Genomic DNA, 15,575 nt, shown 5'->3' on the forward strand with positions numbered 1-15,575 from the left:
GAGCCCGAGGCCATGACGAGGAAGCGTCGGACGCTCGCATTTCTGATCGACAATGTCGTTGGCGACTACCAGTCCGAGCTGCGCGCCGGGATCGAGCGCGGCGCCGCGGCGCACGACGTCAACCTGCTGACGGCGTTCAGCGACCCGGCCATGGCTCGCCGGCCGGAGGTGGCGGACCGGGGCACCTTCTATCACCTCATCGGCCCTGAGACCGCCGACGGCGTCATCGTCGCCTCATCGACGCTCTCCCCTTACGGCGGCATGGAGGTCATGCGATCGTTCTGCCGGTCCTTCGCGCCGCTGCCGGTGTGCAGCATCGGGACCGCGATCGACGATGTGCCGAGCCTGATGGTCGACAACGCCCTCGGGAGCGAGATCTCGGTCGGGCACATGGCGGACGAGCACGGGTGCCGGCGCATCGCGTACATCGGCGGCCCGAGCAGCAGCGAGGAGGCCGCGCTGCGCGCCTGCGGGTACCGGAGGGCGCTCGCGGCGCGGGCGCTCCCTTTCGACGAGCGCCTCCTCGTGTTCGGTGGGTTCACGATCCCGACGGGGCGCGCGGCGATGCGCGAGCTCCTGGCTCGCGGGGTGGCGTTCGACGCCGTGGTGGCGGCCAACGACAGGATGGCGCTCGCGGCGATCGAGGTGCTCAAGGCCGAGGGACGCCGCATCCCGGAGGACGTCCTCGTGTGCGGGTTCGATGACGTCGGCATCGCTCGCTTCACGAAGCCGTCGTTGACGACGGTGCGCCAGCCGATCGAGCGGCTCGGGGGGATGGCCGTGAGCACGGTCCTCCGCATGATCGACGGCGAGGCTGTCGAGGCGCTGCAGCTCGCGCGTGTGGAGCTCACGCAGCGCGAGTCCTGCGGCTGCGGCTACCGCGCGGGCGACACGTTCCTTCAGCCGGTCCCCTCGGCGCGCGGCTTCCCGCGCCCCATCGCGGATCAGCGGGCGTCGCTGGAGCGCGCGCTCGCCAGCAGCGTGGCGATCCCGAGGGGCGCCCTCGACGGCTGGGCGGGCGACCTGCTCGCCGCGATGGAGGCGGAGCTCGCGGGCGACGAGGGGCGCTTCCTGCGCGCGCTCCAGGCGCTCCTCGACGGGGCGAGGCGCGAGGGCGTGCTCCTCGAGGAGTTCCAGGCCGTGATATCGCTCTTGCGCTCGCGGGTACAGGGGTCACCCGTGGGCGGCGACGCAGCGCTGGAGCAGCTCTGGCACGCCGCGCGCATCCTGATCGGGAGCGAGTGCGTGCACGTCGAGGGGGAGCAGCGGCTGAACGTGGAGCTCGCCGCGATCGATGTCACTTACGGCGCGCGGGGCTTCTCCGCGTGCTTGAGCCTGCCCGTGCTCAAGGGGTTGCTGGCGTCGGAGCTGCCGAGGATGCGGTTCTCGGACGTCGCCGTGTCGCTGTACGACGATGCTCAGCAGGCCACCATGAAGCCGCTGTTCGTGATGGAGGACGGCCACGAGGTGGAGGTGCCGGCCGTGAGCTTCCCGTCGCACCTCCTGGCGCCCCCGGGCTTCCTGGAAGCCGACGAGCGCATCAGCAGGATCGTGCTTCCGGTTGCGTTCGGCGACGAGGAGCGGTTCGGCGTCGCGGTGCTCGATCACCGCGCCAGCGGGATGATGTACGAGGTGCTGCGCCTCCAGCTCGGCTCCGCGGTCAAGGCCGCGGCGCTGCACCGGCAGGTCGTCCGGGAGGTGGAGCTGCGCGAGCGGCTGGAGCAGGAGCGGGTCCGTCAGGAGAGCCAGGTCGCGGCGCGCATTCAGACAACGCTGGTGCCGAAGCAGCTCTCGATCGAGGGGCTCGACCTCTGCGCGGTCATGAAGCCGGCGGCCGAGGTCGGCGGCGATTACTACGATGTGATCCCGGCGAACGGGGGCGGGTGGCTTGGGATCGGCGATGTCGCGGGGCACGGGCTCGCGGCGGGCCTCATCATGCTGATGATCCAGAGCATGGTATCGGCGCTTACGTGCAACGACCCGGCCGCGAGCCCGGCGAAGGTCGTCACGGCGCTCAACAAGGCAATTTTCAAGAACGTCCGCGATCGTCTGGAGCGCGACGAGCACGCGACGCTCCTCTTGCTCCGGTACGAGCGCAACGGGCGCGTGACGTTCGCGGGCGCGCACGACGACCTGATCGTGTGCTCGGCGCGGACGCGGCGCTGCGCGTGCATTCCGAGCTCAGGCGTCTGGATCGGCGCGCTGCCCGAGATCGGCGCGTTGACGCGGGATGCGGAGCTCTACCTTGGGGACGGGGACGTTCTCGTGCTCTACAGCGATGGCGTGACCGAGGCGCGGAACGCCCATCATGAGCAGTTCGGGCTGGAGCGGCTCTGCGCCGTCATCGAGGCTGTCCAGACCGAGCCTGTCAGCGTGATCCGCGACCGGATCCTCGAGGAGGTCGAGGGGTGGTGCCCGAGCCCGGACGACGACATCACGATCGTCGTGGCGAGGTATCGGGCGCCCGAGTAGCTGCGGCGGGGCGGAGCTCGCCCTGGCCGGGCGCGTTCCTCGTTCTGGGCCGGGCGCGCCGATGAAGCTCCTTCCGGCGGCTCCCCATGGCGGCCGCCACCCCCTCCGCCGCATTCGCCACCTCTTCCGCCGCGAATTTCCCTGAGTTCGCCGCCCTCTCCGCCTGGCACGCCTTTCGCGAAAGGGCTCTGGCATGCAGGCCACGGCGCTCACGTTCTCTCTGCTCGGGCTCGACGCGCACCCCATCCGGGTGGAGGTCGACTCGGGCCGCGGTCCGTCGTTCTTCCAGATGGTGGGCCTCGCCGAGGCGAGCGTCCGCGAGAGCCGCGTGCGCGTCCGTGCCGCGCTCCAGCAACTGGGCATCGAGCTGGACGAATACGTGATCACCGTGAACCTCGCCCCGGCAGACCTCAAGAAGAGCGGCGGCGCGTACGACCTCGCCATCGCGATCGCCGCGCTCGCGGCGCTCGGCAAGGTGCCCGCCGAGGGGCTCGACCGGATTGGCCTGCTCGGCGAGCTCTCGTTGAGCGGCGCGGTGCGCCCCGTGCGCGGCGTCCTGCCCGCGCTGCGCGGCGCGGCGGCGCAGCGGGTCACGCGGGCGATCGTTCCCCAGGGCAACGCGCGCGAAGCGGCGAGCGTGGCTGGCATCGACGTCCTCATCGCGGAGCACCTCGGCCAGGTCGTCGCGCACCTCCGCGGCAACAGGCCACTTGCGGGTGCAGGGACCATGGCCGCGATCGACGCAGAGCCGAGCGCTGCAGCGGCGGATCTCGCCGAGGTCCGCGGCCAGCACGGGGCGCGCCGCGCCCTCGAGATCGCCGCTTCCGGGGGACATAACCTGATCATGATGGGCCCGCCTGGCAGCGGAAAGACCATGCTTGCTCGGCGCCTGCCGACGGTTTTGCCGCCGATGTCCTACGACGAAGCGCTCGATATCACCGCGATCCACTCCGTCGCCGGGCTGCTCTCCCCGGACAGGGGCCTCGTCGCGATTCGGCCGTTCCGCGCCCCGCATCATACCGTGAGCGCCGCGGGCCTCGTCGGCGGCGGGGATCCCATCCGCCCCGGCGAGGTCTCCCTGGCCCACCATGGGTGCCTGTTCCTCGACGAGCTGCTCGAGTTCCGCCGCGGCGTCCTCGAGGCGCTCCGCGAGCCGCTCGAAGAGGGCACGGTCGCCCTCTGCCGCGCCCGCGCCCGCGTCGTGTTCCCGGCGCGCCCGATCCTGGTGGCCGCCATCAACCCCTGTCCGTGCGGCTTCCATGGCGACCGCGGCAATCGCTGCGCCTGCTCCCTCGATCGTGTCCGCGCCTACCGCGCGCGGCTGAGCGGGCCGCTGCTCGATCGCATCGATCTTCACATCTCCTTGCCGCCCGTCGATGTCGCTCACCTGTGCGCGCCGCTCGCCGACGGCCGGTCGGCGCTCGAGGCGCCCGAGAGCTCCGCTGCGGTGCGGGCGCGCGTCGTCGAGGCCCGGGCCGCGCAGCGCGGGCGCTTCGAGGCGGGGGAGGTCGCGGCGACGCACAACGCCGAGCTCGGCCCGCGCGATCTCGCCCGCGTCGCGATGCCGGACGCCACCGGCGCGCGCGTGCTCGCGTCGGCCGTGGAGCGGCTCGGGCTCTCCGCGCGGGCGTACACCAAGGTGCTGCGGGTCGCCCGGACGCTCGCCGACATGGACAGGAGCTCTGCGGTGCGGGCGGCGCACGTGGCCGAGGCGATCGGCGCGCGGCTGTTCGACCGCGAGGCCGCCTCCGGGCCGGCGCCCGCCACCACCGCCGCGGGTGCCTGAGCTCGCCGCGGCGCCAAGGACCACCGCGCCTGCAGCGATGCCGGCGCGATCGCGGCCGCCCCGACGGCCGCGCTGGATCGTCTGTCCGCGCGCTCGGGGGCGCGCGCGTCGAGCACGCGACAACCAACACGCAACACGCAACACGCAACGAACGCACGTCGACAAGGAGAGACCGAGATGATGACCGAGATCGCTGAGAAGCTTCGCACCGTGAAGACCGTCGTTGGCACCATCGAGAAGCAGTTCGGGAAGGGGGCAATCATGTCATTGAACGGCGAGAACGAGACCCGGGACATCGGCCTGATCCGGACCGGATCGCTGTCGCTCGACGCGGCGCTGGGGATCGGGGGCTACCCGCGCGGGCGCATCGTGGAGATCTACGGCCCGGAGTCGTCGGGGAAGACCACGCTCACGCTGCACGCGATGCGGGAGGCGCAGCGCGCGGGCGGCGTCGCCGCGTTCATCGACGCCGAGCACGCGTTCGACGTCACGTACGCGCGCTCGGTCGGCGTCGACATCGACAGGCTGCTGGTCTCGCAGCCGGACAACGGCGAGCAGGCGCTCGAGATCGTCGAGATGCTCGCGCGCTCGAGCGCCGTCGACGTGATCGTCGTCGACTCGGTGGCTGCGCTCACGCCCAAGGCCGAGATCGAGGGGGACATGGGCGACTCGCACATGGGCCTCCAGGCGCGGCTGATGAGCCAGGCGCTGCGGAAGCTCACGGGCATATGCCACCGCACCGACACGACGCTCATCTTCATCAACCAGCTCCGGCAGAAGATCGGCGTCGTGTTCGGCAATCCCGAGGTGACGACCGGCGGCAACGCGCTCAAGTTCTACGCGAGCGTGCGGCTCGACGTGCGCCGGGTGGGGCCGGTGAAGGTGAGCGACGAGGCCATTGGCAGCAGGACGCGCGTCAAGGTGGTCAAGAACAAGATGGCTCCTCCGTTCCGAGAAGCTGAGTTCGACATCCGGTGGGGAGCGGGCATCGACGGCGCGGCGGATCTCATCGACTTCGCCTGCCAGCTCGGGGTCGTCGAGAAGAGCGGCGCGCACCTGTCGTTCGCGGGCGAGCACATCGGGCAGGGGAGGGAGCGCGCCCGCGAGGCGCTGCTCGGCAAGCCGACGCTCGCCACGTCGCTCCGCGCCGCCGTCGATGCGGCGGCGCTGGCGCGCCCCGGCGTCGCCGCGGCGATGGATGCATGAGCCCGAGCAGGCGGCGCGCCGGCGGCCCATCGCCGCCGGGCGCCGCTCGTCCTTCTGAACCGCCCTCGGGGACGACATGGCCTGTCGCGGGCGGAGGTGAAACGGCCGCAGACGTCGTTGGTGACCGCGATTGACGCTCTCGAACGACAGTAGACGATGGCAGACGACAACAACGTGGTGAACTGGAGCACATCATGACTGATGGACTGAACAAGGTGATTCTCATGGGCAACCTCGGCTCGGATCCGGAGCTGCGCTACACCGGCAATGGCACGCCGGTGCTCCAGCTGCGTATGGCGACGAACGAGTCGTTCGTCGACAAGAACAAGGAGCCGAAGGAGCGTACGGAGTGGCACAACATCGTGTTCTGGGGGCAGCGCGCCGAGGCGCTCGCGAAGGTCCTGTCCAAGGGAGACGGTGTGCTCATCGAGGGCGGGCTGCGCACGTCGAGCTACGAGAAGGACGGCATCCGGCGCTACCGCACCGAGGTGATCGCGCGGGATCTCCGCTTCACGGGGCGGCGGGGCGTGGCGCAGGCGCTGCCGGGTCCGGACGACGACGGCGAGGCGACGCAGCCCGGGGCCGAGGTGCCGACCACCGCGCGGCTCGGGAAGAACGGCGTGCGGGGGCGGCCGCCGGAGGTCCCAGCGCTGGATGAACTGCCGTACTGACGGCGGAGTAGCGACGAGCGAGGCGGCTGGGAGAAGCCGCCTTGCGGCGCCCCTCGCCCCCGCGGGCCCCCGCGCGACGCGGCCGGAGGCTGCCGATGAATGCGCGCCCGTGCGGCGCCTGGGCGTGCTCCTGGCAGCCGCGCACCCCGTCGGGTCGCCTCGCATGTACCAGCTCGTCGCCGCGCCAGCAACGCGGACCATTCTCCCAAGGACGGCTCGATTGCTCTGCTCGTGGGCCACCGGTCGTCGACCGTCCGGCCATTCGTCGCAGCGCGATTCTTCGCCAACCACCTGTCGCTCCTCGCGCGTCCTGGGCGCCACCCGTCGCAGCGCCATTGGGCCGCTGAGCTCGGCGTGTGGCGTGTTGCTGGATTCCAGTGATACGGGTCTGCGGGGGTCAATCTCTCCTCGCGGCTACTCGTCACGGAGCCGTTGGCGCGTGGCGTCAGCTGCAGATGGCTGAGTTAATCATTCGAGGAGGCCATCAAGCGGTAGACATTATCCGGCGGTGCCGGCTGAAGAGCTCTCGTGTCCTACATGGGCCCAGAAAAGTGATTCGTTGAGTCGATGCGATGTTCGAAGTGTATTGACGGATGCATTGTATTGGGAGTAAACATTGGATGCTAGGCTCGACGCGACCAGGTGCGATTCTATCGCTGTACACGATCGGCCTCCTCTACCGAATCTGCTCGGCCTGCAGAACGGCAACGTGGTAACCGTCAACCGAGGTAATTCATGCTCAGCAATATGGCTCGTTTCCTGATGGTGTCTGCTGCTGCTTCTTTCGTCGCGCTTGGCTCTGCCCCGGCCGATGCGTGCGTCGATATTTCCGACACCGCGCTCGATCTCATCGCTGACACCACACCGGTGGCGAGCGGCGCTGTGTTCTTCACGGCGGTCCAGAAGGCGGCTTTCGGCTACACGAACACGGACATCGCCGTCCTCTGGGGCAACGTCAGCCCGAACTCGGCGCTGTACTTCGACAACTTCTTCGCGGTCGCCCCCGCAACAACCCACTTCACAGAGATCACGAACGTCGCCAACATTGCTGCGGGCGACGTCCTCATCCTCGACGCGACGGCGTCGTACTCCGGGCACACCGCGATCATCACGGGCCCAGTGACACAGGTCTCGCCAGCGCTGTCCCCGGTCTACGCGACCACGAAGCAGTGGGCGTTGCCGATCGCCGACTCCACCACCTCGAAGCACGGCTGCAGTGTGGCCTATCCTGACAGCCGGTGCGTCGGCGGCGTGTTTACCGCTGGGGAGGGGACGGCCTTTATGCGTCTCTACGCCGACGATGTCACGGGAGTCCCGGGGGGCCACACCTGGAGCGTCGCTTCGGTCAGTGCGAGCAGCTATTACTCGATCTCGGACCGGCCCTTCAAGATCGGTAGGCTGACGCCGTGCCCTCCGCTCTGATCTGAGCTCCGGCTCGATGTCCTGAGAGGCCGTGCGCGCGCTCGCGGCGCCGTGGCCGCCGGGCGATCCTGAGGGCGCGCGCTCCCAGGATCGCCCTCTCCCCCCCTTCGGCGTTTACGGCATTCCGCCCTTCTCGGCCGCCGCGGGCACGCGGCAGAGCTGGGCGATTCCCTTTCCGCTCAGCTTCTCGCGGGTCAGCTCGAACTGCGGCACGTACATGCAGAAGCGCCCGCCCTTCTCGGTCGCGATGCTCGTTCGACGCGAGATCATCTCCTCGAGCTCCGAGCGGCTGACGGCCTTGTCCGTCTTCAGCGTGTCCGAGACCTTGAGATCGACCGCGTTCGGGCAGCTGACGCTGGCGGCTACGGTGAGGTTGGGCTTCACCTTCTCCTGACCCTCGCGATAGTCAGCACCAGGCCCCGCCTGGCCGCCTGCTTGCGCCGCGCCCGCCTGGGCGCCTGCGTGAGGCTGGCTGCCGCCTTGAGCGCCGCCGGCATGGGCCTGGGCCTGGCTGCCGTCGGTATGGCCCTGCTCTCCCGCGCCGCCCCGTCCCAGGTTGCCGCCGCCGGTCTGGCCGCCCGACGGCTGCTGCGACTTGCCCGTGGCGACGGGATCGATCCGACCGTTCACGGAGGCCGTGTAGGTGCACCCTTCCTCGACCGGGAACGAGATCTGCTCCTGGAGCTTTATCGCCTGTTTCTTCTGACCCTGCCCCTGCTGCTGCTGCTGCCCGCGCTGTGCGCCGCTCGGGCTGGGCTTGTCGCCCTGATGCTGCGCACCGCCCTGCGCCGCTCCCGGGGTGCCCGATTCGCGGTGCTGCGGCGTGCTCGTGCCGCCCGTCTGAGCGGCTGCGAGCGCCGGCACGACCGCGAACGCTCCCATGGCGAGCGCAAGTTGGATGGACCGATTCGATTTCATATTACCCCCAACCGTAGAATCTGCTTCCGATCGTACTCACCACCGCCGCGGGCCGACCGCCCACTAGGCGGCTTGTTCCCAGACCTTCCTTGACAGCGCGTCCTTGATCCACGCGAGGTGCCGCTGCTCATCGGCGTAGTTGCGCTCGATGATCGCGCGCGCCTCGGTCGTGAGCGACTCGTCCAGCGCGGCCTGGTACTGCCGGTTTGTGAGCTCCTCGTTGCCGCGCATGGCGAGGAGCGCGCTCTGGTCTCCCTGGCTCGTGATCGCCGTGAACCCCTCGATGAGCTTGCCCTTGAGGTCGCGGGTCTTGGCCGCGACGCCGCCGAGCGACGTCACATGCGCGGTCAGATCCACCACGTGGCGCGCGTGATCGTCCCTGAAGCTCGCGAGCCTCTCCTTGGTATGAGCGTGCTCGCACGCCTCGATGGCGCGGTCATAAGCGGCGATCGCGTCGCGATCGAGCTGGATGAGGTCGTTGAACACCTCGAAGACGTCTCTCGCCATGATGGACACTCCTTCCGGGATCGCGCTCCGCTCGGACCCCCCCGCCCACCACCTGGGGCATTTGCGTGGGGGCGCAAGCCATGCGCACGTCGTCGCCGGAACTTGTGGTCGCCGTCGGCGCGCTCGGCTCGGCCGGCGCTCGTGCGGCCTCTGGCGGCCGCGTCGGGCGGCCCGGCATCCCGATCGGCCCGGCAACCTCGACCTGGCACGGACCGTGAAAGCCGTTGGAAGATGGGAGATGGGAAACCCTACGGCTTTCGTTGACTGGCGCCGCCAGCGCAGGCGCCGCGGGGAGATGGGATGTGCCTATGAAATGCTCTCTTGGCTGCTCGATGCGCGCCGCGCTCGCGCTGCTCCTCGTCGTCGCCTCCGCGGCCTGCGCCGAGGGGCTCGCGAACGCGCCCAGCATCAACCGCGAATGGACCCCGGACGACCGTGGGCAGGACGCCATCGCGAATGGCCCGCGCTCCTGCCCCAGGGAAGGCCCCGATCCGCTCTCACCCCCCGGTGAGCTGCGCGATATCTGTCCCAAGGTCGCTCCGCCGAGGCTGCCCAACGCCGCTGCGTCGCCCTGAGCGCAGCCGGTTCGCGCGAGCAAACCTCGCTGCGTCCTCTGGCCTCACGCTCGCGCGCGCAGGAGCTCGCGGCGAGCTCCGCACGCAGGGGGTCCTTCTGCGGTCGACCGCGTCTACAATCGACGACCCGGATGCGGCTGTGCCTGCCAGCGCAAAGGCAGAATGTCCCGGCTGAGGCGAACTGCCTCATGCAGAAGGGACGATCGCCCAGGCTCCGGTGTGCCTCTAGGGCTCGGGCGCGCCAGCTCCCGCCGCGACGCCCGTTGCGGGGGGGCGACTCCGCCGCTCGCCCGCAGGGCACTCGTGGAGCCCGGCGCCCGCTGCGTCGACCGTGAGCTGGACGGTCCGGCGCTGCCGCGCGATCGGGATGGTGACGGGCTCCTCGATGAGCTCCGGCGCCAGCGCGCCGCGGGCGGGGATGAAGCGCGGCTCGCCGGGCTTGCGATCATCGGCCACCTTCCACGCGCGTGGCACCTTCCTCAGCCCGACCGGGTAGAGGGTGAGCCCCTCGCGGTGGACGTGAATCCGCAAGAAGTTCTTGTAGTCCTGGATCCGGAGCGCCGAGAACGCTTCGTTGCCGTGGCGCCGCGCGACGTTGAGCGAGATCAGGAGGTAGAGGCCCATGATCGTCGACCCGACCACGGCGCCGGTGGCGCCGACGAAGAGCGTCACGCCGAGGAGGCTCCACATGGACGGGAGGTCCTGGACGTCGACACCGAGCAGCGCGCCGCCGAGGTGCGCGAGCCCCAGCGCCGCCGCGAGGTGCGCGAGCGCGTGGAGCGAGCCCGCGAACCGGCGATACCAGGTCTTGTAGGTGTCCGTGAAGACGATGAACACGAGCACGACGACGAGGACCCACCCCACGGCCCCCGGCCCGGGACGGGGCAGCGTCAGGGAGGAGAGCATGTAGACGAAGGCGGCGGCAGGCCAGAAGCCGAGGTTGTGCCAAGCGAACGAGAGGTTGCGCCAGGCGAGCCGGCGCGACTCCGACTCTGACGGAAACGAGGCACGCAACATATAAGGGCGCTGGTCGGTGCCCGCGCCGGAGCGGACGACGGTGACCGGCTCGCCGTGGGTCGGGTGCAGGAACGCGCCGCCGCCGCCGGCGATGACGTTCTGCCGGCCATCCGCGGACTCGTGGCGGCGGTAGTGGTGCAGATCTCCGGCGATGCGCGCGACGATCTCGACCCCGGGCCGCGCGTCGGCGAGCTGCTTCTCGAAGAAGGCGAGGTTGCTCTGGAGCTCTGGGTTGTAGATGGCGCCTTTCACCCAGTCGGGCTCGGCGGTGCAGAGGATCACGCGGTCGCCGTCGCGCATGTCGTGCGTCGCCAGCTTGCAGAAATACTCGATCTGCGGCTGGTCGATGTCGGACTCGAGCTGGATGTCGACGCCGAGCAGCCAGAAGCCGTGGGGCAGCTTCAGCGCGAAGTAGCTCCGGGACTGGAACGTCTTCCAGGCGCCGAGCGTGCGTTTCTGGCCGAAGAGGCGCATGAAGCTCATCAGCCCGTCGTACCAGTCGTGGTTGCCTGGGATGGCGAACAGGTGCGGCGCCTCCGTCACATCGGCCTTCGGGAGCGCGGCCGCGTAGGGCTCGACGAGCCGCGTCCAGTACGCCTGACGCGTGGCCGAGGGGTACACTTGGTCGCCGCCCATGATGAGCACCTCTCCGCGCCTCGTCTCCCGGCCGCCGAGCGAGAGGACCGGCCGCGCGAGGAGGCTGGCGATCGCGTAGGTGGGGTTGAAGCCATCGCCCGTGTCCGCCACGTAATCGATCCAGAGCTCGTCGCGCACGACGCCGTTTCGGACGGCATAGTCGAAGGGCGGTTGCGGCCCCGCGATCGCCTCGAGGAGGCGGAAATCGTCGCGCGCGCCCATCAGGCGGGAGACGGTCATGTCGAGCGCGGAGCGGGCCAGCTGGAAGGGGCTGTACCAGCAGGTCATGAGGCTCCGCTGGAGCGCCGCGAGCTGCTCGCGATCCGGGCGATCGATCATCCGTCCCTCCGCTCAAGGGAGGTTATCACCGCCGGAGCGCCGCGTCGCCTCGCCCGGGCGCCTCAGCGCGGCACGACGACGTCGTGGGCATTCACGCTAGGCGAGATCACCGCCCTCCTTGAGGCAGCCGGCGAGCTCGCTGAGGAGCTTGTCGGTCGCCTCCAGGCCGCTCGTGAAGGCTTCTCCCTCCTTGGCTCGGCGGGTGAGCCGCATGTCGGGCGAGAGTCGGTAAGGTGAGCTCTTCGGCTGGACCAGCTTGAGCACCTTGGCATGATCGAGCGGGGTGTCCTCGCGCAAGTGCAGCGTGACCCCCTTGGCGCTCGCCTCGCATGCGAGCGCCTTCAGCCGGCGCAGCTCGGTCTTGAGCCGCATGAGGTGCACGAACCGGCGCGCCTCGAGCGGAGGCGCGCCGAAGCGATCCTCCATCTCGACCGCGAGGTCCTGCACGTCGTCGGTCGAGGCGGCACCGGCGAGCCGCTTGTAGAGGGAAAGACGTACGCCCACGTCGGAAATGTACTCTTCTGGCAGAAGTGCGTCGGCGTCGAAGGAGAGCTCGGTGTCGACGTCGTGAACCACGGGCTCGCCGCGCAGCTCGTGGACGGCCTCGTCGAGCATCTGGCAGAAGAGTTCGAAGCCAACCTGGGCGACGGTGCCGCTCTGCTCGGCGCCGAGGAGGTCGCCGGAGCCGCGCAGCTCCAGGTCGAGCGAGGCGATCTGGAAGCCGGAGCCGAGCTCGGTGTGGCGCTCGAGGGCCTCGATGCGGGCGCGGGCCTCGTCGGTCATGGCGTTCGGGGGCGGGACGATGAGGTAGCAGTAGGCGCGCTCCTTGGAGCGGCCGACGCGGCCGCGCAGCTGGTAGAGCTGCGAGAGGCCGAACATGTCGGCGCGGTCGATGAGGATGGTGTTGGCGCGGGGGATGTCGAGGCCGCTCTCGATGATGGCGGTGGCGCAGAGGACGTCGTAGCGCCCCTCGACGAAGTCGAGCATCGACTGCTCGAGGTTTTGCTCGCTCATCTGGCCGTGGGCGACGCAGATGCGGGCGCTCGGGACGAGCTCAGCGAGGCGGGCGGCGCGCTCGTAGAGGCCCTCGACGCGGTTGTAGACGTAGAACACCTGGCCGCCGCGGCCGAGCTCGCGGAGGACGGCCTCGCGGAGGACGGCCTCGTCGTGGCGGGTCACCACGGTGCGGATGGCGCGGCGATCGATCGGGGGGGTCGTGATGATCGACATGTCGCGGAGGCCGGAGACCGCCATCTGGAGGGTGCGGGGAATGGGGGTGGCCGAGAGCGTGAGGACGTCGACGTTGGTCTTGAGGGCCTTGATGCGCTCCTTGTGAGTGACGCCGAAGCGCTGCTCCTCGTCGACGACGAGCAGGCCGAGCCGCTTGAAGTGGACGTCCTTGGAGAGGAGGCGGTGGGTGCCGATCACGACGTCGACGCTGCCGTCGCGGAGGCCGCGGGAGACGTCGTCCTGCTCCTGCTTGGTCTGGAAGCGGGACATGGCGCGGACCTCGATGGGGTAGGAAGCCATCCGCGATCGGAAGCTGAGGTAATGCTGCTGCGCGAGCACCGTGGTTGGGCAGAGGACGGCGACCTGCCTGCCGGCGTTGGCGGCGCGGAAGGCGGCGCGGATGGCAACCTCGGTCTTTCCGAACCCGACATCGCCGCAGACGAGGCGGTCCATCGGGCGGCCGGACTCGAGGTCGGCCGCAACCTCGGTGATCGCCCGGGCCTGGTCGGGCGTCTCGTCGAAGGGGAAGGTCGCCTCGAAGGCACGGTAATCGTCGTCTGGCGGCGGAACGGGCTCCGCCGTGGCGGCGCGGCGCTCGGCGTAGAGGCGGAGGAGCTCGTCGGCCATCTTGCGGACGCTCTTCTCGACCCGCGCCTTCGTCTTGGCGAATGTCTGCCCGCCGAGCCGGTCGAGCTTGGGGGCGCCCTCGCCGCCGCTGAATTTCTGGATCTGGTTCAGGCGGTAGACCGGGAGGTAGAGCTTGTCGCCCCCGGCGTACTCGACGGCGATGAGATCGACCGTGGTTGAGCCGACCTGCTTGTGGACGAGGCCAAGGTACCGCCCGATGCCGTGCTCTACGTGGACAACGTAGTCCCCGACGCCCAGATTGCGGAGGTCCTCGAGGAAGGCCTGCGACGGCTTCGTGGAGGAGGAAGCGGCGCGTGCGGCGCGGCGGTGAGCGCGGGCACCGAAGATTTCCTCCTCCGTGACCAACGCGAGCCCCTCGGCAGGAGCGATGACGCCGCGCGCAAGAGAGCCCGTTACGACGAGGGCCGTTTCGCGCGGAGACGCGGAACTGCTGCCATCAAAGAACGCGGGGTCGAACGGACCGAGGTTGGCCTTCACCCGCACGTCACGATGGCGGAGCAGGGCGACGAGGCGCTCAACCTGGGTCTGCGCGCGTGCGGCGATGAGCACTCGTAGGCCCGCTTCTTGCCATGCGACCACGCGACGAACGAGCGGGTCGAGGGCGCCGTGCTTGCCGCGTGAAGCACGGGCGATCTTGATGGCGCGCTCGAGGTCCGACTGATCGCGCGTCGCAAGCGATGGAACGTCCTCAGGGACGACCTCGAAGCGCTCCAGCGAGTTCCGATTTTCCGCAGCACCCTCAACCCCGGTGCGGTGCAGGGCAAGCACCGTACGGGCGCCGAGCCACGAGGCAATGTGCACCTCGTCCTCGTAGAAGGCGGCCAGCGGGAAGTGCGGCTCACGGTCCTTGTGGCTCCGATCGGCCGCGGCGCGACCGAGCTCGTCGCGCACGGCGGCGGTGACGGAGGATGGGTCCTCAAGGACGATGAGCGCGTCGTCGGGCAGGTACGACGTGAAGGAGACGAGGTCGATGAAGGCAGGCAAGTAGCCTTCGGCCCCGAAGAAGGCGCGACCGCTCGCGACGTCGTCGACCAAGGCGCGCGCCTTGGTCGAGGGGAAGTCGATGACGTCACACGCGGCGCGCACCCGCTGGCGGGCTCGCTCGACATTTGCAGGCGTGAGGATCGCCTCGCGCGCCGGCGGGATCCAGACCTCCTTCACATCGGCGACCGTGCGCTGGTCGTCGGGGTTGAAGGTCTTGATCGATGCGACGATGTCTCCGTAAAAGTCGATGCGCACCGGCAGCTCGGCGGAGGGCGCCCAGATATCGAGGAGGGCGCCGCGGACGGCGAATGTCCCGGGATCTTCTACCAGGGGGCTGCGGACGTAGCCGGATGCACCGAGGCGGGCGGAGAGCGCGTCGCGATCCATCTCCTGCTCGGCGATGACGAGCTCGGCGTGTTCGGTGATCTCGTCCCTGGGTACGACCTTGCGGGCGAGCGCGGTGATGGGGCAGACGAGGACCGACCAGGGAAGGTCCATGCCGAGGTGGAAGAGCGTGGCGAGGCGTGTCTGGGCGCCCCGGCGGTCCGGGTTGACATCCGCGTAAGGGCTGGCCTCGTTCGGCAGGTAGAGAAGGACGCGGCCGAACGTGGTCGAGCCGGCGGCCTCGGCGTCGTCGGCGTCCCGATCGACCAGCAGAAACGACGCGTCGGCCGCCAGAGCGCGGGCGCTGTCGACGTCGGGAGTCAGGGCGATGATCCGGCGCCCGGCGGCGGCCGCGACGAGGCGACGGATGACGAGGGCGCCGGCCGAACCGGCCGAACCTGTGACATGACGGGTGCCAGGTGGCGCCGCGGCGAGCTCTGCGGCGAGCTCACGGGGCGTGATGACCGGGCGGTCTGCCGGGAGGTCGAACGACGGGAGCAGCTCGAAGTCGGCCGGCGTGGAGGCGGGCGGGCCGCTGGTAGCGGTATCGTTCGAAGCACTGTCGTCGACGTGGCCTGAGAGCTCGGCGATCGTGGCGCTGAGCGGGGAGCTCGAGGTGGAGGTGCGGGAGCGCTCGGGGGGCATCGGCGCAGCGCGGTCTAGCATGGGCGGAGCGATTCGACCCGCCGTTGTTTTCGCGCGCGACCTGACCGTGGTTCGCGCCGCGCAGGTGCCACCCTGCCGTGCTGCGGCCGGGGGCGCGACCACACCGTGCTGGGA

General features: G+C 69.9%; 10 protein-coding genes. 6 read left to right on the forward strand and 4 right to left on the reverse strand.

The features are described 5' to 3' along the window. The first annotated feature begins 12 nt into the window (after positions 1–12). The 5 genes from POL72_RS46980 (at position 13) to POL72_RS47000 (ending at position 7,557) form a co-directional block, all read left to right on the forward strand. Positions 13–2,472: a SpoIIE family protein phosphatase gene (locus tag POL72_RS46980; RefSeq protein WP_272103565.1), complete on the forward strand. Its 2,460-nt coding sequence runs from the start codon at positions 13–15 to the stop codon at positions 2,470–2,472. A gap of 193 nt (positions 2,473–2,665) precedes the next feature. Next, complete coding sequence (locus POL72_RS46985; protein ID WP_272103567.1) at positions 2,666–4,258, forward strand: YifB family Mg chelatase-like AAA ATPase; 1,593 nt, start codon at positions 2,666–2,668, stop codon at positions 4,256–4,258. A 177-nt stretch (positions 4,259–4,435) separates the two neighbouring features. After that, on the forward strand, positions 4,436–5,464 hold the full coding sequence (recA, locus tag POL72_RS46990; RefSeq protein ID WP_276598079.1) for a recombinase RecA: 1,029 nt from the start codon (positions 4,436–4,438) through the stop codon (positions 5,462–5,464). Positions 5,465–5,658: 194 nt separating this feature from the next. Beyond that, the gene (locus POL72_RS46995) at positions 5,659–6,135 is read left to right on the forward strand and encodes a single-stranded DNA-binding protein (RefSeq protein ID WP_272103568.1); all 477 of its coding nucleotides are present in this window, start codon (positions 5,659–5,661) and stop codon (positions 6,133–6,135) included. A 735-nt stretch (positions 6,136–6,870) separates the two neighbouring features. Then, a complete protein-coding gene (locus POL72_RS47000; protein ID WP_272103570.1) occupies positions 6,871–7,557 on the forward strand; it encodes a hypothetical protein in 687 nt (228 codons plus the stop codon). 114 nt (positions 7,558–7,671) lie between these two features. Here POL72_RS47000 and POL72_RS47005 read toward each other — a convergent pair whose 3' ends face one another. After that, positions 7,672–8,475 carry a hypothetical protein gene (locus POL72_RS47005; protein WP_272103572.1) on the reverse strand — a complete coding sequence of 268 codons (804 nt, stop codon included), beginning with the start codon at positions 8,473–8,475 and terminating at the stop codon, positions 7,672–7,674. A 63-nt stretch (positions 8,476–8,538) separates the two neighbouring features. Further along, positions 8,539–8,982 carry a ferritin-like domain-containing protein gene (locus POL72_RS47010; RefSeq protein WP_272103574.1) on the reverse strand — a complete coding sequence of 148 codons (444 nt, stop codon included), beginning with the start codon at positions 8,980–8,982 and terminating at the stop codon, positions 8,539–8,541. A 308-nt stretch (positions 8,983–9,290) separates the two neighbouring features. Between POL72_RS47010 and POL72_RS47015 the strand changes: the two genes are divergently transcribed. Then, positions 9,291–9,557 carry a hypothetical protein gene (locus POL72_RS47015; protein WP_272103576.1) on the forward strand — a complete coding sequence of 89 codons (267 nt, stop codon included), beginning with the start codon at positions 9,291–9,293 and terminating at the stop codon, positions 9,555–9,557. A gap of 225 nt (positions 9,558–9,782) precedes the next feature. Here POL72_RS47015 and POL72_RS47020 read toward each other — a convergent pair whose 3' ends face one another. Together POL72_RS47020 and mfd are read right to left on the reverse strand one after the other, a co-directional pair. Continuing rightward, positions 9,783–11,549 (reverse strand): metallophosphoesterase, encoded by a 1,767-nt coding sequence (locus POL72_RS47020; RefSeq protein ID WP_272103577.1) that lies wholly within the window; start codon positions 11,547–11,549, stop codon positions 9,783–9,785. A 96-nt stretch (positions 11,550–11,645) separates the two neighbouring features. Beyond that, entirely contained in the window at positions 11,646–15,461 is a 3,816-nt protein-coding gene (gene mfd / locus POL72_RS47025) for a transcription-repair coupling factor (protein WP_272103579.1), read from the reverse strand. Positions 15,462–15,575 lie beyond the last annotated feature (114 nt).

This window comes from Sorangium aterium (assembly GCF_028368935.1).
Taxonomy (GTDB): Bacteria; Myxococcota_A; Polyangia; order Polyangiales; family Polyangiaceae; genus Sorangium; species Sorangium atrum.